The sequence below is a fragment of the Sphingomonas sp. GW821-FHT09E03 genome, from assembly GCF_059416225.1.
The window spans coordinates 18,780-37,656 of record NZ_JBWKOS010000005.1 but is presented as its reverse complement, the minus strand read 5'-3'; the positions used below and the strand labels follow the sequence as shown (position 1 = coordinate 37,656).

Annotated in this window: 19 protein-coding genes; 8 read left to right on the top strand and 11 right to left on the bottom strand. The window is 68.8% G+C overall.

From position 1 onward, the window contains the following. Positions 1 to 96 precede the first annotated feature (96 nt). Complete coding sequence (locus tag AC07M8_RS12985) at positions 97 to 2,268, bottom strand: primosomal protein N' (protein WP_495174750.1); 2,172 nt, start codon at positions 2,266 to 2,268, stop codon at positions 97 to 99. 61 nt (positions 2,269 to 2,329) lie between these two features. Continuing rightward, positions 2,330 to 3,787, bottom strand: a complete 1,458-nt coding sequence (locus tag AC07M8_RS12980) for a diguanylate cyclase domain-containing protein (RefSeq protein ID WP_495174749.1) — start codon at positions 3,785 to 3,787, stop codon at positions 2,330 to 2,332. A gap of 71 nt (positions 3,788 to 3,858) precedes the next feature. Between AC07M8_RS12980 and AC07M8_RS12975 the strand changes: the two genes are divergently transcribed. Further along, on the top strand, positions 3,859 to 4,758 hold the full coding sequence (locus AC07M8_RS12975; RefSeq protein WP_495174748.1) for a tyrosine recombinase XerC: 900 nt from the start codon (positions 3,859 to 3,861) through the stop codon (positions 4,756 to 4,758). A gap of 12 nt (positions 4,759 to 4,770) precedes the next feature. Here the strand turns inward: AC07M8_RS12975 and gshB are convergent, their stop codons facing one another. From gshB to rsmI, 3 genes are read right to left on the bottom strand one after another with little or no spacing between them, the layout of a single operon-like run. Further along, the gene (gshB, locus tag AC07M8_RS12970; RefSeq protein ID WP_495174747.1) at positions 4,771 to 5,730 is read right to left on the bottom strand and encodes a glutathione synthase; all 960 of its coding nucleotides are present in this window, start codon (positions 5,728 to 5,730) and stop codon (positions 4,771 to 4,773) included. A gap of 52 nt (positions 5,731 to 5,782) precedes the next feature. Next, a complete protein-coding gene (locus AC07M8_RS12965; RefSeq protein WP_495174746.1) occupies positions 5,783 to 6,136 on the bottom strand; it encodes a YraN family protein in 354 nt (117 codons plus the stop codon). Beyond that, on the bottom strand, positions 6,133 to 7,017 hold the full coding sequence (rsmI, locus tag AC07M8_RS12960) for a 16S rRNA (cytidine(1402)-2'-O)-methyltransferase (protein WP_495174745.1): 885 nt from the start codon (positions 7,015 to 7,017) through the stop codon (positions 6,133 to 6,135). Before rsmI ends, AC07M8_RS12965 begins: the two co-directional genes overlap by 4 nt. On the opposite strand from rsmI, the gene AC07M8_RS12955 reads away from it, so the two are divergent. Then, complete coding sequence (locus tag AC07M8_RS12955; RefSeq protein ID WP_495174744.1) at positions 7,016 to 8,257, top strand: penicillin-binding protein activator; 1,242 nt, start codon at positions 7,016 to 7,018, stop codon at positions 8,255 to 8,257. The genes rsmI and AC07M8_RS12955 overlap by 2 nt on opposite strands. On the opposite strand, the gene hemW is transcribed toward AC07M8_RS12955, so the two are convergent. Further along, the gene (gene hemW, locus AC07M8_RS12950) at positions 8,247 to 9,410 is read right to left on the bottom strand and encodes a radical SAM family heme chaperone HemW (RefSeq protein ID WP_495174868.1); all 1,164 of its coding nucleotides are present in this window, start codon (positions 9,408 to 9,410) and stop codon (positions 8,247 to 8,249) included. The two genes, AC07M8_RS12955 and hemW, sit on opposite strands and share 11 nt — an antisense overlap. Positions 9,411 to 9,434: 24 nt before the next feature. On the opposite strand from hemW, the gene AC07M8_RS12945 reads away from it, so the two are divergent. Then, entirely contained in the window at positions 9,435 to 9,986 is a 552-nt protein-coding gene (locus AC07M8_RS12945; protein ID WP_495174743.1) for a CAP domain-containing protein, read from the top strand. Between the two features lie 21 nt (positions 9,987 to 10,007). On the opposite strand, the gene rdgB is transcribed toward AC07M8_RS12945, so the two are convergent. Next, positions 10,008 to 10,646, bottom strand: a complete 639-nt coding sequence (rdgB, locus tag AC07M8_RS12940) for an RdgB/HAM1 family non-canonical purine NTP pyrophosphatase (protein WP_495174742.1) — start codon at positions 10,644 to 10,646, stop codon at positions 10,008 to 10,010. Then, positions 10,643 to 11,356 (bottom strand): ribonuclease PH, encoded by a 714-nt coding sequence (gene rph / locus AC07M8_RS12935; protein WP_495174741.1) that lies wholly within the window; start codon positions 11,354 to 11,356, stop codon positions 10,643 to 10,645. Before rph ends, rdgB begins: the two co-directional genes overlap by 4 nt. Before the next feature lie 84 nt (positions 11,357 to 11,440). Here rph and AC07M8_RS12930 point away from each other — a divergent pair, with 84 nt between their 5' ends. From AC07M8_RS12930 to AC07M8_RS12915, 4 genes are all read left to right on the top strand, one after another. Then, on the top strand, positions 11,441 to 11,956 hold the full coding sequence (locus tag AC07M8_RS12930) for a DUF6438 domain-containing protein (RefSeq protein WP_495174740.1): 516 nt from the start codon (positions 11,441 to 11,443) through the stop codon (positions 11,954 to 11,956). A gap of 39 nt (positions 11,957 to 11,995) precedes the next feature. After that, positions 11,996 to 13,039, top strand: coding sequence for a heat-inducible transcriptional repressor HrcA (gene hrcA / locus AC07M8_RS12925; RefSeq protein ID WP_495174739.1), 1,044 nt, complete (start codon positions 11,996 to 11,998; stop codon positions 13,037 to 13,039). Positions 13,040 to 13,051: 12 nt separating this feature from the next. Further along, positions 13,052 to 13,606 carry a nucleotide exchange factor GrpE gene (grpE, locus tag AC07M8_RS12920; RefSeq protein ID WP_495174738.1) on the top strand — a complete coding sequence of 185 codons (555 nt, stop codon included), beginning with the start codon at positions 13,052 to 13,054 and terminating at the stop codon, positions 13,604 to 13,606. 277 nt (positions 13,607 to 13,883) lie between these two features. Beyond that, positions 13,884 to 15,107, top strand: coding sequence for a threonine synthase (locus AC07M8_RS12915; protein ID WP_495174737.1), 1,224 nt, complete (start codon positions 13,884 to 13,886; stop codon positions 15,105 to 15,107). A 172-nt stretch (positions 15,108 to 15,279) separates the two neighbouring features. Here the strand turns inward: AC07M8_RS12915 and AC07M8_RS12910 are convergent, their stop codons facing one another. The 3 genes from AC07M8_RS12910 to AC07M8_RS12900 all read right to left on the bottom strand — a co-directional run bounded on the left by AC07M8_RS12910 (position 15,280) and on the right by AC07M8_RS12900 (position 16,702). Next, on the bottom strand, positions 15,280 to 15,681 hold the full coding sequence (locus AC07M8_RS12910) for an acyl-CoA thioesterase (protein WP_267393885.1): 402 nt from the start codon (positions 15,679 to 15,681) through the stop codon (positions 15,280 to 15,282). Positions 15,682 to 15,776: 95 nt separating this feature from the next. Next, positions 15,777 to 16,253: a vgr related protein gene (locus tag AC07M8_RS12905; RefSeq protein ID WP_495174736.1), complete on the bottom strand. Its 477-nt coding sequence runs from the start codon at positions 16,251 to 16,253 to the stop codon at positions 15,777 to 15,779. Between the two features lie 5 nt (positions 16,254 to 16,258). Continuing rightward, positions 16,259 to 16,702 (bottom strand): copper chaperone PCu(A)C, encoded by a 444-nt coding sequence (locus tag AC07M8_RS12900; protein ID WP_495174735.1) that lies wholly within the window; start codon positions 16,700 to 16,702, stop codon positions 16,259 to 16,261. A 178-nt stretch (positions 16,703 to 16,880) separates the two neighbouring features. Between AC07M8_RS12900 and dnaK the strand changes: the two genes are divergently transcribed. Further along, positions 16,881 to 18,782: a molecular chaperone DnaK gene (gene dnaK, locus AC07M8_RS12895; protein WP_495174734.1), complete on the top strand. Its 1,902-nt coding sequence runs from the start codon at positions 16,881 to 16,883 to the stop codon at positions 18,780 to 18,782. Positions 18,783 to 18,877: the final 95 nt, after the last annotated feature.

Genomic DNA, 18,877 nt, shown 5'->3' with positions numbered 1-18,877 from the left:
ACGAATAAGTTGGACGTGAGCCACCTGGCAGCCGCCACCAGGTGAGACTTTAGTGAGACCTTCGGCGGAATTCCGCCATTTCCCACATCGTGGCGCTTACAGGAAACTGTACGGATCTACATCCACTGTCACCCGCGCCTTGGTCGGCCAGTCGAGCCCTCCCAGCCAGTCTCGAATCACGTCCTGAACATCGAGCGCGCGGCGGGCATGGACCAGCAGCCGATAGCGGTGGCGCCCGCGCAGCATCGCCAGTGGGGCAGGGGCGGGGCCATAGACCGCCATGCCGTCCACCTGCGGCGCCGAGCGTCCGACCAGCAGCGCCGTCTCATGCGCGCAGGCGCGATCCTCCGAGGAGACCACGATCGCCGCATAGCGGCCGAACGGCGGTGCGCCGGCATCGCGCCGTGCCTCGGTCTCGGCCTCGTAGAACGCCTCGGCATCGCCGGTGATCAGCGCCTGCATCACCTGCGCCTTGGGGCTGTGGGTCTGGATGAAAACATGCCCCGGCTTTTCGCCACGCCCGGCGCGGCCTGAGACCTGGCGGATCTGCTGGAAGGTCCGCTCCGCCGCGCGCAGGTCGCCGCCCTCGAGGCCGAGGTCGGCATCGATCACGCCGACCAAGGTCAGGTTGGGGAAATGGTAGCCCTTGGTGACGAGCTGGGTGCCGACGACGATGTCGATGTCGCCCGCCTCCATCCGGCCGACGAACTCCGCCGCCTTGGCCGGCGACCAGATGGTGTCGGAGGTCACCACCGCGGTCTTCGCCTCCGGGAACAGCGCGGTCACCTCGTCGGCGATCCGCTCCACCCCCGGGCCGCAGGCGACCAGCGTGTCCTCTTCCTTGCACTCGGGGCACAGCCGCGGGATCGGCTCGACATGGCCGCAATGATGGCAGGCGAGCCGGCGGGTGAGGCGGTGTTCCACCATCCAGGCGGTGCAATTGGGGCATTGGAAGCGGTGCCCGCAGGTCCGGCACAAGGTGAGCGGCGCATAGCCGCGGCGATTAAGGAACAACAGCGACTGCTCGCCCTTGGCCAGCGTCTCCGCCATCGCCGTGACGAGCTGCGGCGCCAGCCAGCGGCCGCGCTCGGGCGGGTGCTCGATCAAGTCGATCGGCTCGATCGTCGGCATCTCGGCGGGGCCGTAGCGGCCGGGCAGCTTCAATTCGGCATAGCGGCCGATCTCCACCTGCTGGCGGGTCTCGATCGCCGGAGTCGCGGAGGCGAGGATCACCGGGCAGCCCTCGAACTTGCCGCGCATCACCGCGACGTCGCGGGCGTGGTAATGAACGCCCTCTTCCTGTTTGAAACTGCTTTCATGCGCCTCGTCGACGATGATCAGCCCAAGGTTGCGATAGGGCAGGAACAGCGCCGACCGCGCCCCGACCGTGACCATCGCCTCGCCGCTGGCGATCGCCCGCCACGCGCGCCGCCGTTGGGTGGAGCGCAGGCCCGAATGCCAGGGCACCGGCTCGCAGCCGAAGCGGTCGTAAAAGCGCTTGAGGAACGGCTCGGTGAGCGCGATCTCGGGGAGCAGCACCAGCGTCTGCCGGCCGAGCCGGATCGCCTCGGCGACCGCCTCGAAATAGACCTCGGTCTTGCCCGACCCGGTGACGCCGTCGAGCAGCGTCGGGCGAAAATCATGGTCGCGCACGCCCGCCGTCAGCACCTCGGCAGCGGCGCGCTGCTGATCGGACAAGGTCGGCGGACCGAACGCCGGATCGGGCGCCGGATACGGGCTATCGATGCTGACCTCTACCGCCTCCAGCGCGCCGCATTTGACAAGGCCGCGGATCACCGCGTCGGACACTTCGGCGAGGGCGGCGAGCTCACGAATCAGGCCCTGGCGGTCACCGATCCGTTCCAGCGCCTGCTCGCGCTGCGGGGTGATACGCGGCGGCACGTCGCCGGTGGCGCGATATTCCGTCGCGGTACGGGCACCCTCCAGCGCCGAGGTGGAGGCGAGCGCCATCCGCACCACTGACGCGGGCGGCGCGAGGTAATAAGCGGCGGTCCATTCGATCAATCGGCGCAGCGGCGCGCGCAGCGGTGGCGCATCGACAACGCCGAGCAAATTGCGCAGGCGGTTGTCGCCGACCTCGGCGTCCGATGGCAGTCGCTCGGGTTCCCAGGCGACGCCGAGCAGCTGCCGCGGACCGAGCGGCGCGATCACGATCGATCCGGGCTCCACGGCCATGCCGGCGGGCACCCGATAATCGAGAGGGCCGAGGGCGGAGTTGAGGACGAGGACACGGGCACGGGACGACATCGGCCCTCATATGGGGCCTCGGCGGGGTGGCGTGAAGCGGGTCGTTCGGCTGCGGCCCGGCTCAGCCGGCGGCGCGGTAGCGATCCATCCGTCGGCGCTCGCCGGTGCGGCTCCGCTTGGCGGCATAGAGGATGGTGTCGGCGCGGTGGGTGAAGTCGCGGGCGCTGTGGCAATCCTCGCCGAGCGCGGCGACGCCCACGGTGCCGGCGCTGACCAGGATGATGCCCTTGGCGGCGACCTGCCATTGCAGCGCCTCTTCCAGCCGCCTCGCCAGCTGGTCGGGTGCGTGGACCAGCAGCGAATCCTCGACGATCAGCGCGAACTCGTCGCCGCCGATCCGGGCCGGGGTGCAGCCGGCGAGCCATGGCGCGGTCAGCACCTGGCCCACCCGGCGTAGCACGTCATCGCCGGCACTGTGGCCGAGCGTGTCGTTGATCGCCTTGAAGCCGTCGAGGTCGATCAGCGCGAGCAGCAGCGGGCGCTCCTCGCTGCAGGCGCGCTCCATGGCGCGGGCGAGCTGCCGATCAAAGGCGGCGCGATTGGCGATGCCGGTCAGCGCGTCGGTATCGGCCGAGTGGCGCAGTGCCAGCTCGAGGGCGTGTCGTTCGGTGATGTCCTGGAACACCCCGACCATGGCAACGGTGCGGCCGTCGACCACATCGGCCTCGGCCATGCTGCGCACCTTGCGTGGCTCGCCGGGGCGGGCGCAGAAATCCACCTCTATGTCGAACGAGCTCCCGGTGGCGATTGCCCGGTCGAACTCGGCCTGAACCACCTCGCGGGCCTCCGGCGGAAAGGGCGCCATCGCCTCCTCCAGCGAGGGCGTGGCGCCGATCGGCCGGCCGTAGATGGCGAAGACGCCGTCCGACCAGTCGAGCCGCTCTTCGTCGATCGAGTAGCGCCACGATCCGATCCGCGCCATCCGCTCGGCCTGGCGGAAGATCCGGTCGTGGCGCACCAGATCGGTGGAGAGCTGCTGGCTGGCGGTGGCGAGCCGGACCGCCTCGAGTGCGGTCTGCCGCGCCGCGATCAGTGCCTCGGCCAGGGAGGCAAGGTGGAGAAGTGCCGCGCGACCAGCGGCGTTCAGCGAGCGCGGCGCCGTGTCGGTGACGCACAGCGCCCCGATCGGCTGTCGCTGCCCATCACCATCGGTCGCGTGGATCGGCATGCCGGCGTAGAAGCGGACGGTATCGGAAAGGGTCAGCGGGTTGCTGGCGAAACGAGCGTCGGCGGCCGAGTCTTCGATCACCATCGGCGTCGATCCGCGGATGGTATGGTCGCAGAATGCAAGGTCGCGGGGCAGGTTCTGGATGTCGTTGGGGGTGCCGGCCTTGATCCACTGGCGGTCGCGATCAATGAGCGTGAGCAGTGCCATCGGACAACCGAGCATCTGCCCGGCGAGCGCGACCAGCGCATCGAATTCCTGCTCCGGCGCGGTGTCGAGCAGGTCGAGCGAGTGCAGGGTCGCCAGGCGCTGCTCGTCTGGCGAACGCGAGATCGGAGGGGCGGCAACGGACATCGTGCCTCGCAGTGCCACAAGCCGGGTTAATATTGTTTGCAGTAGAAACCTCATGAGGCTCATGCAGCAGCATGGCTGAAAATCCGCCCGTTTCGCTGACGCTCGCCTGGAGTGAGCATCTCGGTCGCGACCGCCGCCGCTCGGTGCATACGGTGCGGGCGTATGAGGCGACCGCAGTGCGGTTGGTCGGCTTTCTCCGCGAGCATTGGGGTGGCGAGGTTAACCGCGAGCGGCTGACGCAGCTCGAGGCGGCGGACCTGCGCGCCTTTCTGGCACGGAGGCGCGGGGAAGGGCTGGGGAATGCCTCGGCGGCGCGCGAGCTGTCGGCGGTGCGGGGCTTCCTCGCCTGGGCCAACCCCGATGCAGCGGCGCCGCGCCTCAAGGGGCCCCGGGTCAAGAAGGGGCTGCCGCGGCCGATCTCACCCGCCGAGGCGATCGCACTGGCCGATGAGGTTGCCGATGATGCCGCCGAGCCATGGATCGGCCTGCGCGACTGGGCGGTGCTGATGCTGCTCTACGGCGCTGGCCTGCGCATTGGCGAGGCGATCGACCTGGCCGCCGGCGTAATGCCGCTCGGCGACACGCTCAGCGTCACCGGCAAGCGCGACAAGACCCGGCTGGTGCCGCTGCTGCCGCAGGTCCGCGAGGCGGTGGAGCGTTATGCGGCGGCGGTGCCGTGGTCGCTGGTACGGCACGAACCGCTGTTCCGCGGTGCCAAGGGCGGCCCGCTGTCGCCGGCGGTGGTGCGACGCGCGGTCCGCGGCGCTCGGGCGCGGCTGGGTTTGAGCGAACGGACCACGCCGCACGCGCTACGCCACAGCTTTGCCACCCATCTGCTCGGCCGTGGCGCGGATCTGCGCGCGCTGCAGGAGTTGCTCGGCCACGCCAGCCTCAGCTCGACGCAAATCTACACTCAGGTGGATGCGGCGCATTTGCTCGACGTCTACCGCAACGCCCATCCCCGGGCGTAACCGCCGAGCGGCCTAAGCCGCTCGCGCGGCGACCTTGCGCTCGATCGCATCCCAGATCAGCCCGGCGACATCGGTGCCGTCGAACCGCTCGATCGCGACGATGCCGGTGGGCGAGGTGACGTTGATCTCGGTCAGCCATTCGCCGCCGATCACGTCGATGCCGACGAACAGCAGCCCGCGACGCTTGAGCTCCGGCCCGAGCACGGCGCAGATCTCGCGTTCCTTATCGGTCAGTTCGGTCTTCACCGCCGAGCCGCCGACCGCGAGGTTGGAGCGGATCTCGCCCTCGCCGGGCAAGCGGTTGATCGCACCGACGACCTCGCCGTCGACCAGAACGATGCGCTTGTCGCCCTTGGCGACGGCAGGCAGGAAGGCCTGGACCATGTGCGGCTCGCGCCAGGTCTGGTTGAATACCTCGATCAGCGCCGACAGATTGGCGCCCTCGTTGCCGACCTTGAAGATCGCCTTGCCGCCGTTGCCGTGCAGCGGCTTGATCACGATCTCGCCATGCTCGGCGAGGAACGCGCGGGCCTCGTCGAGGCTGCGGGTGATCAGCGTCGGTGGCATGAACTGCGCGTAGTCGAGCACGAATACTTTCTCGGGCGCGTTGCGGACGCTGACGGGATCGTTGACCACAAGCGTCTGGTCGGCGATCCGCTCGAGCAGATGGGTGGCGGTGATATAGCCGAGGTCGAACGGCGGATCCTGGCGCATCAGCACGACATCGGCCTCGGCCCCGAGGTCGAGGCTGACCGGATCGCCGGCCGCGAAATGATCGCCGACCACGCGCTGCACCGTCACCGGCCGCGCCGCCGTCCACACCCGGCCGGCCGAATAGTTGAGATTCTCGGCGGCATAATGGAACAGCCGGTGCCCGCGCGCCTGCGCCGACAGCATCAGCGCAAAGCTCGAATCGCCTGCGATGTTGATGCTTTCCAGCGGATCCATCTGGACGGCGACGGTAAGGCTCATGCGGCAACTCCTGCAGGGACGTGCGGGCATGTAGGCGCGGGATGCCGGGAAGTCACCCGATCCAGGCGTTCTCGATATGTCGGGGTCGCACCCCTGGAGCGAGCAGGATCACGTCGACGCGGATGTCATCGCCGGCCCTGGCGTATCGCGCCATCAGCACCTCGGCCGCCGCGGCGACCCGCGCCAGCCGGCGCTCGTCGATGGCATGGTCGAGCTCGGCGACCGACTTGCGGGTCTTGACCTCGACGAACGCCACCAGATTGCCGCGGCGCGCGACCAGATCCACCTCGCCGGCAGGCGTCCTCACCCGGCGGTCGAGGATCTGCCAGCCCTTGAGGCGCAGCCACCAGCCCGCCAGCCGCTCGCCGCGCCGACCGGAAGCCTCGGCGACGCGGCGGTCCCTCATTGCGGCGCCGCGCCTTTCATCGCCAACGCGCGGGCGTAGAGCTCCTTGCGGTCCAGCCCCAGCCGCTTGGCGACCTCGCCCGCTGCCTTGGCGATCGGCAGCCTCGTCAACGCCTCGGCAAGCGCAGCGTCGGCGTCTTGCTCGGTCGCCGGTGGTGCGTCGCCTAGCGGCGCCACCACCACCACGATCTCGCCCTTGGGTGGCGCTTCGGCATAGCGTGCCGCGAGGCTGGCGAGGGTGCCGGTGACTGCCTCTTCGAACCGCTTGGTGATCTCGCGCGTCACCGCCGCCTCGCGATCGCCGAGCACCGCGGCAAGCGTCGCCAGGCAGGCGCCGAGCCGCGGTCCCGACTCGTAAAGCACCAGCGTCGCGCGGACGGCGGCCACCTCGGCGATCGCATCGGCGCGCGCCTTTTCCTTGGGCGGCAGGAAGCCGAGGAACAGGAAGCGATCGGTTGGCAAGCCGGCGAGCGTCAGCGCCGCCACTGCCGCGCACGGGCCAGGAAGGGTGACGACCAGATGTCCGGCGGCGCGTGCGTCGCGCACCAATTTATAGCCCGGATCGGAAATCAGCGGCGTGCCGGCATCGGAGACGAGCGCCACTGCCTCACGCGCCATCCGCGCGATCAGCCCGGGGCGAACGCCCTCGGCGTTATGGTCGTGATAGGGCATCATCGGCCGCTTGACGCCAATGTGGCGCAGCAGCCCGGCGGTCACGCGGCTGTCCTCCACCGCGACCACATCGGCGCGGGCGAGGATGTCGGCCGCGCGCGGCGACAGGTCTCCGAGATTGCCGATCGGTGTCGCAACGATGTAGAGCCCGGGATCGAGAGCCGTTGGTTCGGGCGGGTTCGTCTTCAAAGCAGTCACAAGGATCGTCATGGCAGAGGCAGCTACACTTGCACAGCCACGTGCAGCGTTACCGGCGGGGCCGCTCGGCGAGAGGATTGCGTGGCGGCCGGCGCGCTGGCTGGCGGTCGCCGCCGCCGGCCTGCTCGGCGCCTGCTCGACGGTGGTGCCGCGCGGCCCGGTCGAGGCGCCGCAGCAGCGTCCGGCCAACCGGCCCGCGGCGACCCGCCCCGACACGGTGGAACAGGGCCTGCCGCGCGATACCCAGCGCAATCGCGTCGCGCTGCTGGTGCCGTTGTCGGGCGGCAACGCCGGGGTCGGTCGTTCGATCGCCAACGCCACCATGCTCGCGGTGCTCGACACCGGCACCGACAAGGTGCGCATCACCAACTACGACACCGCCGGCGGTGCAGCGGCCGCGGCGCGGCGCGCGATCGCCGAGGGTGCTCAGCTGATCCTCGGGCCGTTGCTGTCAGACGATGTCCGTGCGGTTGCGCCGATCGCCCATGCCGCGGGCGTGCCGGTGCTCGGCTTCTCCAACGATGCCAGCGTCGCCGGCGCCGGCACCTATCTGATGGGCTATGCGCCCGCCCAGTCGATCGACCGGGTGGTCGGTTACGCGCGCAGCCGGGGCGTCACCAGCTTCGCCGGATTGGTGCCGAACGGCCTATATGGCGAGCGTGCCTCGACCGCGTTCCTGCGCACGGTGGAGGCCGCGGGGGGGCAGGTCGTGTCGCTGCAGACCTACGGCCGCGCGCCGGGTGGGCTGACGGCTGCGATCACCCGCCTTAACACCAAGGCGCCGTTCGGCGCGGTGCTGGTCGCCGACGGCGGCGCCTCGGCGGCCGCTGCGGCGCCGCTGGTCAAGCGCGGCAGCGGCGCGTCCACTCGCATTCTCGGCACCGAGTTGTGGAATTCCGAAAACGGGCTTGCCGCCAAGCCGGGCCTCGCCGGTGCCTGGTTTGCGAGCGTCGCGGATGGCCTCTATCGCCAATATGCCGCCAAATACCGCGCGCGCTACGGCGCTGCCCCGTACCGGCTGTCGAGCCTTGGCTATGACGCGGTGCTGCTGACCGTGAAGATCGCGCGCGATTGGCCGGTCGGCCGGCCGTTCCCCGAGAACAAGCTCAGCGACAGCGGCGGCTTTGCGGGCATTGATGGCGCGTTCCGCTTCGGCCGCGACGGCGTCGCCGAGCGCGCGCTCGAGGTGCAGGAGATCCAGAACGGCACCACGGTGACGGTGTCGCCGGCGCCGGCGGGTTTCAGCCGCTGACGCGGTCGAGTACCAGCGCGGGCAGGATCGCGTCGAGCAGCAGTGCGCCTGCCTCCGTGACGACGAGCCGGTCGCCGTCGTAGCTGATGAGGCCCTGATCGCTCATCCGCGCCGCGGCCGCATCATCGATCGGCGCGCGGCCGCCGGCGAGCGCGGCAACCCGGGCGAGGTCGACACCCTCGCGCAGCCGCAGGCCCATCACCAGCGCCTCGGTGGCGCGGTCATGCGGATCGAGCAATTCCTCCAGCTCCATGCCGTGGCCGTTGCGTGCTACGGCGGCGAGCCAGTTCTCGGGCTTCTTGCGCCTCGCGGTCGCGAGGCCGCCGCGCCGGCCGTGGGCACCGGGACCTACGCCGGCGTAATCGCCGTAACGCCAATAGGTGAGATTGTGCCGGCTCTCCGCGCCTAGTCGGGCATGGTTGGAGGTCTCATAGGCGGGCAGGCCTGCCGCGGCGGTCATCGCCCTCGTCGCCTCGAACAGGTCGGCGGCGCTGTCGCCATCGGGGATGGTCAGCCGGCCCTGCGCCGCCTCGGTGGCGAAGCGCGTGCCGGGCTCGATGGTGAGCTGGTAGAGCGAGAGATGCTCGGTGCCGAACGACAGCGCGCGGGCGAGCTCGGCCTGCCAGGCCGCCATGTCCTGCCCGGGCAGCGCGTAGATCAGGTCGAAGCTGACCCTCGGGAACACCGCCTGCGCGACGTCCAGCGCCGCCAAGCCCTCATCGACGCCATGGGCGCGGCCGAGGAAGCGCAATGCTTCGTCGTCTAGGGACTGCAGCCCCAGCGAAGCGCGGTTGACGCCAGCGGCGGCGAGGTCGGCGAAGCGTGATGCCTCCACCGACGAGGGGTTTGCCTCCAGCGTGATCTCGATCCCCGGCGCGAAGCCCCAAGCGCGCTCGGCGGCATCGAGGATCGCGGCGACGGTGGCCGGCGGCATCAGCGAGGGCGTGCCGCCGCCGAAGAAGATCGAGCCCAAAGTCCGCCCCGGCAACTCGGCCGCTTCATGAGCGAGATCGGCGAGCAGTGCGGTGCGCCAGGCGTCCTGGTCGACGGCGTCGCGGACGTGGCTGTTGAAGTCGCAATAGGGGCATTTGGAGACGCAGAACGGCCAATGGACGTAGAGGGCGAGCGGCGCTTGTGTCTTGTCGGGGTTCATCTTGGCGCCGATATGGACCCCGCCATGCTCAAACGCCACCTTCTCGCCGCGATGCTGCTGCTCACCGCCTGTGCCCAGGCGCCCGAACGCGTGGTCGAGCCGCGCACCAGCGATCAGCCGGCGCCGCGCGGGGCGGGGCTGCTCCGCCAGGCGATGCTGGCCGGGCAGAATGCCGCGCGCGTCGAGGTGGGCGTGCCGCCGCTGGTGTGGGACGAGCGGCTGGCGGATTCGGCACGAGCCTATGCGCAGACGATGGCGCGAACCGGCAAGTTCGAGCACGCCAAGCAGCCGATCGACATGAGCCGGCAGGGCGAGAACCTATGGACCGGCACGCGCTATGCTTATGGCTATGACGAAATGGTCGGCCATTGGGTGGCGGAGAAGAAGGATTTCGTGAACCTGCCGACACCCAATTTCAGCCGCAGTGGCCGCTGGGAGGATGTCGCCCATTATACGCAGATCATCTGGCGCGGCTCGACCGCGATGGGCTGCGCGATGGCGAGCAGCCCGACCGACGATTATCTGGTCTGCCGCTATTCGCCACCGGGCAATGTCTGGGGCCACGCGGCTTTCTGACGCCGCCGTGCGTGCGCCGGTTCAGAAGACCGCTGCGACCATCTGCCTGAACGCCGCGGCGCGGTGGCTGATCGCCTGCTTCTCCTCGGGTGCCAGTTCGGCGAACGTCCGCGTCTCGCCGTGGGGCACGAACACCGGGTCGTAGCCGAAGCCGACGGTGCCGCGCGGTGGCCAGGTCAACGAGCCCTCGGCGCGGCCCTCGAACCACTCGACATGGCCATCGGGCCAGGCCAGCGCGAGCACCGAGACAAAATGCGCGTCGCGACCGGCATCCGGCCCCTTGGCGGCGAGCGCGTCTTCCACCTTGCGCATTGCCAGGTTCCAGTCGCGCCCGCTGGGCGTCTCCGCCCAATTGGCGGTGTACACCCCCGGGTCGCCGTTTAGCGCATCGACGCACAGCCCGCTGTCGTCCGCCAGCGCCGGCAAACCCGACAGATCGGCGGCGCTGCGGGCTTTTAGTTCGGCGTTGGCGAAGAAGGTGGTGCCGGTCTCCTCGGGCTCGGGTAGATCGAGCGCTGCTGCCGACACCGTTTCGATGCCATAAGGGCGCAACAGCGCCTCGATCTCGCGGACCTTGCCGGCATTGTGGCTGGCGATCACCAGCTTGCCCGGCTGAAGCTTGCGGATGGCCTGGCGGCCGGTGTCGGCAGCGTTGGTCATGCGGTTGCCCGTTCCTGCGCGGCGAAGATGTCGGTGCAGCCGATCCGCGCCAGCCGCAGCAGGCGCAGCAGCGCCTCCTCGTCATAGGTCGCATGCTCGGCCGTGGCCTGCGCCTCGGCGATATGGCCGTTCTCAAGCAGCACGAAATTGGCGTCGGCGTCCGCAGCCGAATCCTCGTCATAGTCGAGGTCGAGCACCGGCGTGCCCTGGTAGATGCCGCAGGAGACGGCGGCGACCTTCTGCTTGATCGGATCGGCCGACAGCTTGCCCTCGACCAGCAGCTTGTTGACCGCGAGCCGCATCGCCACCCAGGCGCCGGAGATCGACGCGGTGCGCGTGCCGCCATCGGCCTGGATCACGTCGCAATCGAGCACGATCTGGCGCTCGCCGAGCAGCTTCATGTCCATCACCGAGCGCAGGCTGCGGCCGATCAGCCGCTGGATCTCCTGGGTACGACCCGATTGCTTGCCCTTGGCCGCCTCGCGGTTCGAGCGGGTGTGGGTGGCGCGCGGCAGCATGCCATATTCCGCCGTCACCCAGCCTTCGCCCTTGCCGCGCATGAACGGTGGCACCCGCTCCTCGATCGAGGCGGTGACGAGCACGCGCGTGTCGCCGAAGCCGATCAGCACCGACCCTTCCGCGTGGCGGGTGAAATGGGGCTGGATGGTGATGGCACGCATCTGGTCTGGCGTGCGGCCGCTGGGGCGCATGAAATGAGTCTCCTGTCGTTCAGGTGCGGAGCCCTAGACGGCGGTGGGCTGCGGCGCCAGTAGCCGTGCTCCCGGGAGAGACAGATGATCAAGACGATGACCGCAGGCCTGTGCGCACCGATCGCCCTGCTGGCGCTGGCGGGGTGCGCGACGCCGGGCCAGGTGCCGGCCGCCGCCGCGGCGGCCGCTGGGGGGAACGAAACGATCCGCTATGCGACTACCGCCTGCCACGGCTTCTGCCCGGTCTATGCGGTGACGGTATCGTCGGACGGCGCCGGCGTGTTCGAGGGCGAGCAGCATGTCGCCGCGACCGGTGCGCACCGCTTCACGGTAACGCCTGCACAGTTCCTCGGCTTCAAGCAGCGGCTCGCGCCGTTCCGGCCTGCCGGCGAGGCGATCTACCAGCCGGATCAGCCGCTGTGCGGCCCGGCGGTGACCGATCTGCCGGGGGTCGACATCCGCTGGCGACAGCCGGGGACGGCATCCAGCCATCTCGATTTCTATTATGGCTGCGGCGGCGAGCCGGCGCGGGCGATGCGCGACGGCCTGCGCGCCGCGCCCGAGGCGCTGCCGATCGCCGACTTCATCGGCAAGCGTTGAGTCGTTGAGCGTGGGGCGAAGCCCGCCTACATGTCGCTGATGGTCGCACCCCCCGTGTCCGAACTGACCGACCGCGCCCGCGACATCTTTCGCGCGGTGGTGGACGGCTATGTCGACAGCGGCATGCCGATGGGATCGAAGAGCATCGCGCTCGCCTCGGGGCTCAACCTCTCGCCGGCGTCGATCCGCAACGTCATGCAGGAGCTGGAGGAACTGGGCCTGCTCGCCAGCCCGCATACCAGTGCCGGGCGGATCCCCACCGAGCGCGGCTTGCGATTGTTCGTCGACGGCATGATGCAGGCGCTCGAGCCGAGCGCGGAAGAACGCGCCGCGATCGAGGCGCGGGCCGGGGTGGGTGGCCCGGTGGAGGAGGCGCTGGCGGCGACCACCGCGGCGCTCTCCGGCCTGTCGGCCTGCGCAGGGCTGGTGATGGTGCCCAAGCGCGAGCTGGCGCTGCGATCGATCGGTTTCGTCGCGCTGTCGCCCACCCAGGGCATGGCGGTGCTGGTCAGCGAGGATGGCTCGGTGGAGAACCGGGTGATCCAGCTGCCGGCGGGGATGACCTCCTCGGCGCTGGCCGAGGCGGGCAATTACATGACGGCGACGCTGTCCGGGCTGACGCTGGTCGAAGCGCGCGGCCGGGTGGAGCGCGAGCTGGCCGAAGGGCAGGCGGCGCTGGACGGCGCCGCGCGCTCGCTGGTCGAGCAGGGCTTGGCGGTATGGAGCGAAGACGGTGATCGCCGCCCGGTGCTGATCGTGCGCGGGCAGGGCCGGTTGATCGACACCGCCGCGGCCGCCAACCTCGATCGGGTGCGCGACCTGCTCGACGATCTCGAGGGCAAGCAGGAGATTGCGCATCTGCTGGACAGCGCCCGTGCCGGCGATTCCACCCGCATCTTCATCGGCGCGGAGAACAAATTGTTCGCATTGTCGGGCTCGTCGGTGATCGCGCGGCCGTTCCGTGGCCCCGGCGGAAGGGTGGTCGGCGTGGTGGGCGTGATCGGGCCGACGCGGTTGAACTATGCCCGCGTCGTGCCCATGGTGGATTTCACAGCGGCGACCATCGCCCGATTGATGGCCTGAACAGGGAATAGAATGACCGACAACATCACCACCGACACCGACAATCTGCGCCAGGAAACCGCCGAAGCCGCGCCCGAAGTTGCCGAGCACGACCAGGGCCAGGCGCGGATCGCGGAGCTGGAGGATCAGCTCGCCGAGGCCAAGCAGCAGGTGCTCTACGCCCAGGCCGAGATCCAGAACGTCCGTCGCCGCGCCGAAAAGGAAGCGCAGGACGCCCGCAACTATGCCTCGACCAATTTTGCCCGCGACATCCTTTCTGTCGCGGACAATCTCTCCCGCGCGCTCACCGCGATCCCCGGCGACCTGCGCAATGACGAGAAGATGAAGGGCCTCGTGGTCGGCCTGGAAGCGACCGGTCGCGAGCTGGACAGCGTGTTCAGCCGCAACGGCATCACCAAGGTGGAGGCGATGGGCGCCGCACTCGATCCCAACAAGCACCAGGCGATGATGGAAGTGCCGAGCGACGCCGAGCCGGGCACGATCGTCCAGGAGATGCAGGCGGGCTACATGATCAAGGACCGCCTGCTGCGCCCGGCGCTGGTCGGCGTCGCGCGCAAGCCGGACTAAGATGAACACGCCGCGCCGGCTGTCGATGAAGATACTGGCAGCGGCGCGGCGGCGCGCGGGATCGATTCAGACGCCGTAACCGCAAGCGACCTGACGATGACGACGGGTCCGTCGGCACGCCGGTGGACCCGCCTCGTCCGGCGGCACTACCGCTGTCGCACTAGAGTTCGATAGCTAGCGTCGGTTGGGGGATGCCGTCGGCCGCGGCTGGGCATGGATGGTGATCTCGCCAAGTAAGCGATTGCTCAGCGGGCCTGCTCGATAGTAGCGAGGAGGCATGAACGCCAATCTCACCGCCGATCGCGCCACCTTCGTCACCCATCTGGAATGCTCGCTGACCGGCGAGCGCTATGAGGCGGACCAGCTTCACGGCCTGTCCGCGGCGGGCAAGCCGCTGCTGGTGCGCTACGACCTCGACGCGGTGAAGGCCAACCTGCCGCGGCCGCTGCTCGAGGCGCGGCCGACCGACCTGTGGCGCTGGCGCGAATTGCTGCCCGTGCGCCACACCCGTGACATCGTCAGCCTTGGCGAGATCGAGACGCCGCTGGTGCCGATCGGCAAGTCCGGCGGCCCCAACGTGCTGGTCAAGGACGAGGGGCGGCTGCCGACCGGTTCGTTCAAGGCCCGCGGGCTGGTGATGGCGGTGGCGATGGCCAAGGAACTCGGCGTCACCAGGATCGCGATGCCGACCAACGGCAATGCCGGCGCCGCGCTTGCGGCCTATGCCAGCCGCTGCGGGATCGAGACGATCGTGTTCTGCCCCGAGGACACGCCCGAGGTGAACGTCCGCGAGATCGCGATGCAGGGCGCGCGGGTGTGGCGGGTCAACGGGTTGATCGACGATTGCGGTGCGATCGTCGGCAAGGGGGCTGCCGAGGGCCGCTGGTTCGATTTCTCGACGCTGAAAGAGCCCTATCGGATCGAGGGCAAGAAGACGATGGGGCTGGAGCTCGCCGCGCAGCTCGGCTGGAAGCTGCCGGATGCGATCTTCTACCCCACCGGTGGCGGCACCGGGCTGATCGGCATGTGGAAGGCGTTCGACGAGCTGGAGAAGCTCGGCTGGATCGGGCCCGAGCGCCCGCGGATGTATGCGGTCCAGGCCTCGGGCTGCGCGCCGATCGTGCGGGCGTTCGAGGAAGGCGTCGAACATGCCGAGCGTTGGGAGGATGCCTCCACCGTGGCGATGGGCATCCGCGTGCCGAAGGCGATCGGCGATTTCCTGATCCTGCGCGCGGTGCGCGAGAGCGGCGGCAAGGCGCTCGGCGTCGGCGATCCCGCGATCCTCAAGGCGGTGGACGATTGCGCGCGCCGCGACGGCCTGCTGCTGTGCCCCGAAGGCGGCGCGACGCTGGCGGCGTACAAGGAGGCGCTGCGCTCCGGCGAGGTGGACGAGGACGAGCAGGTGGTGCTGTTCAATTGCGCGACCGGGTTGAAATATCCGATGCCCGAAGCCCCACAGTGGCTGGATCGCCACCAGCCGATCGATTTCGACGCGCTATAGGAAGGTGGCCGCCGAACCGCATTTCGCCGGCCGCCAGCATTGCTGCTTACTTCGTCATCCTGAACGTGGTTCAGGATCCCTCACCGGCGGCGTCCAGGAGCGGAGCGGCCTGGCCATGGATGCTGAAACGAGTTCAGTATGACGGCGGGGAACTATGGGGCGAGCTGCCCGCTCAATCCTTCGGGAAGAAGCGCTCGATCACATTGGCCGCGAGCCGCGCCGGCCGGTGGGTGGTCGCATCGAGGCAGCACCAGCTCGATTTGACCTCGGCGAGCACTTCCTCGCCGCGCTTGATCACCGTCTCGTAGAACGCCCGCGCGCCCTGGACCTTTTCGAGCAGCACGGTGGCGATCACCTCGTCGTCGAGGAAGGTCGGCTTGCGATAGGTGATCTCGTGCTTGAGCGCGACCCACAGGTGCGTCGCGACCGCATCGGGCGGCGCCAGGCGCTGCCAATGGCTGATCACCGCCTCCTGTACCCACTTGAGATAGCTGGCGTTGTTGACATGACCCATGAAGTCGATGTCGGCCGGATCGATGCCGATCGGATAGCTGTGGGGGATCGCGGTGGACACAATAATTCGTGTACCACCAAAAGCTTACCCAAGCGATGACAGATTGGGCCGCGACGGCATGTTTATCGCTAATGCCGATTAGCGGGTCGAGCGGATCAGCCGCCGCGGAACGGCAGCAGCGTGTCATATTGGCCGAGCGGCGGCGCACCGGGCACGCGGGCGCCGTGGCGGAGCAGAAAGGCGTGGCGGACGATCTCGCCTTGCTGCTCGATGCCATAGCGGTGGAGCGGCTGGCCGGGCTTCAGCGCATAATCGTAGCGGCACCACGGATGGCGGGCGAGCGGCAGGAAGATGCCGCGCTGGTGCTGCCAGACGTGGACCATCTCATGGATGAACAGGCCCTGATCGGTGAGTGCGGCGGCGGCGAAATCGTCGCGATAGCCGGTGCCATGGGGGTGAAAATGGATGCAGCCGCGCGGCGCCATCACCGTATCGCGCGGCTGGAAGAAAACCCATTTGCGCCGCACGATCCGCACCGGGGCATAATCGATCGCGTCGCCAAACACCGATCCGGCCAGCGCGATCTCGCCGGCCGTCAACGGGCGCCCCGACATCGTATCGGCGTCGGCCATCGCGATCAGGCGTCGGGCATCGGCTGGCCCGGGCCGACCACGATGGCGGTGGTCACCAGCCGCTGGCCATCGGCGAAGCTCAGCGTGACCACCGGCCGCCGGCCGCCGGGCTTGATCCCGGGATTGACGTCGAACAGCATCACGTGGCGGCCGCCGGGCGCGAAGACGATGTCGGCGCGCGCCGGGACGGCCAGCCGCGCGAGCGGCGCCATCGTCGTCAACCCGCCCTTGGCCATGCTCTCGTGCATCTCGCTGCTCACCGTCACGTCGGTGGTGACGCCGATCAGCGTCACCGGCAGCGGGCCGCCATGCAGGGTGAAATAGAGCGCCGAAGGCCGGCTCGGCACCGCGGCGAGCCGCACCCAGGCCTGCTCCACGGTCGGCGTGTCGGGCCTGGTGCACCCGGTCATCACCGCCGCGCCCAGCGCCAGCGCCATCACCGTTCGCATGCCGTCCCTCCCGTGCCGATCTCCCGGTTCGGGAAATCTCCGATGCGCTCTAGGTTCCGCGCCTTCTTGCGGCAAGCGGGCGCCCCCCTATATCCGGCCTAGCAACGGGAAATTGCGCAGCCGTAACGGGGCGTCGTTTCCCATGGTTTTTTTGTTCGTGAGGGGCTGAAGAGCACACATGGCTAAAGTTATCGGTATCGATCTCGGCACTACCAACAGCTGCGTTGCAGTGATGGAAGCCGGCAAGCCCAAGGTCATCGAGAATGTCGAGGGCGCGCGCACCACGCCGTCGATCGTCGCCTTCGCCAAGGATGGCGAGCGACTGGTCGGCCAGCCGGCCAAGCGCCAGGCGGTCACCAATGGCGACAATACGATCTTCGCGGTGAAGCGCCTGATCGGCCGTCGCTTCGACGACCCGATCACCAAGAAGGACACCGAGCTGGTGCCGTACAAGATCGCGCGCGGCCCGAACGGCGACGCGTGGGTCTCGGCCGGCGGCAAGGATTATTCGCCGTCGCAGATCTCGGCGTTCACGCTGCAGAAGATGAAGGAGACCGCGGAGTCGTATCTCGGCGAGACGGTCACGCAGGCGGTCATCACCGTGCCGGCCTATTTCAACGACGCCCAGCGCCAGGCGACCAAGGACGCCGGCCAGATCGCCGGCCTCGAGGTGCTGCGCATCATCAACGAGCCGACCGCGGCGGCGCTGGCTTACGGCCTCGAGAAGCAGGACGGCAAGACGATCGCCGTCTACGATCTCGGCGGCGGCACCTTCGACGTCTCGATCCTCGAGATCGGCGACGGCGTGTTCGAGGTGAAGGCCACCAACGGCGACACCTTCCTGGGGGGTGAGGATTTCGACAACAAGCTGGTCGAATATCTCGCCGAGGGCTTCAAGAAGGACGAGGGGATCGACCTCGCCAAGGACAAGCTCGCGCTGCAGCGCCTCAAGGAAGCCGCGGAAAAGGCCAAGATCGAGCTCAGCTCGGCTGCGTCAACCGAGGTCAATCTGCCGTTCATCACCGCCGACCAGAACGGCCCGAAGCATCTCGTGCGCACGATCACGCGCACCGATCTCGAAAAGCTGGTCGACGACCTGATCAAGCGCACGATCGAGCCGATGAAGAAGGCGCTCGCCGATGCCGGCGTGAAGACCGACGACATCAGCGAAGTGGTGCTGGTCGGCGGCATGACCCGCATGCCCAAGGTCCGCGAAGCGGTGAAGAACTTCTTCGGCAAGGAGCCGCACACCGGCGTCAACCCGGATGAGGTCGTCGCGATGGGCGCCGCGATCCAGGCCGGCGTGCTGCAGGGTGACGTCAAGGACGTGCTGCTGCTCGACGTGACGCCGCTGTCGCTCGGCATCGAGACGCTGGGTGGCGTGTTCACGCGGATGATCGATCGCAACACCACGATCCCTACCAAGAAGAGCCAGACCTATTCGACCGCGGACGACAACCAGGGCGCGGTGACGATCCGCGTGTTCCAGGGCGAGCGCGAGATGGCCGCGGACAACAAGATCCTCGGCCAGTTCGACCTGGTCGGCATCCCGCCGGCGCCGCGCGGCGTGCCGCAGATCGAGGTCACCTTCGACATCGACGCCAACGGCCTCGTCAACGTCTCGGCCAAGGACAAGGGCACCGGCAAGGAGCAGCAGATCCGCATCCAGGCGTCGGGCGGCCTCAGCGACAATGACATCGAGCAGATGGTGCGCGATGCCGAGCAGTTCGCCGAGGAGGACAAGAAGCGTCGTGCCGGCGCCGAGGCGAAGAACAACGCCGAATCGCTGATCCACACCACCGAGCGCCAGCTCGCGGACAATGGCGACAAGGTCGACGACGCCTTGAAGTCGGAGATCCAGGGCGCGATCGACACCGCCAAGGCGGCGGTCGAGAGCGGCGATGCCGATCGCATGACCGAGACGAGCCAAGCGCTCGCCCAGGTCGCGATGAAGCTCGGCCAGGCGATCTACGAGAAGCAGGCCCAGGCCGACGCGTCGCCGCAGGGTGGTGCCGATGAGGCGCCCAAGGACGATGTGGTCGATGCCGAATTCTCGGAAGTCGACGACCACAAGGCGTAAGTTCGAGGCGCAGTGACATGACTCTCCTCCGTCATACCGGCCAGCGCCGGTATCCAGGGCCGCCGGCGATATCGCTGGCGGTTCTGGACCCCGGC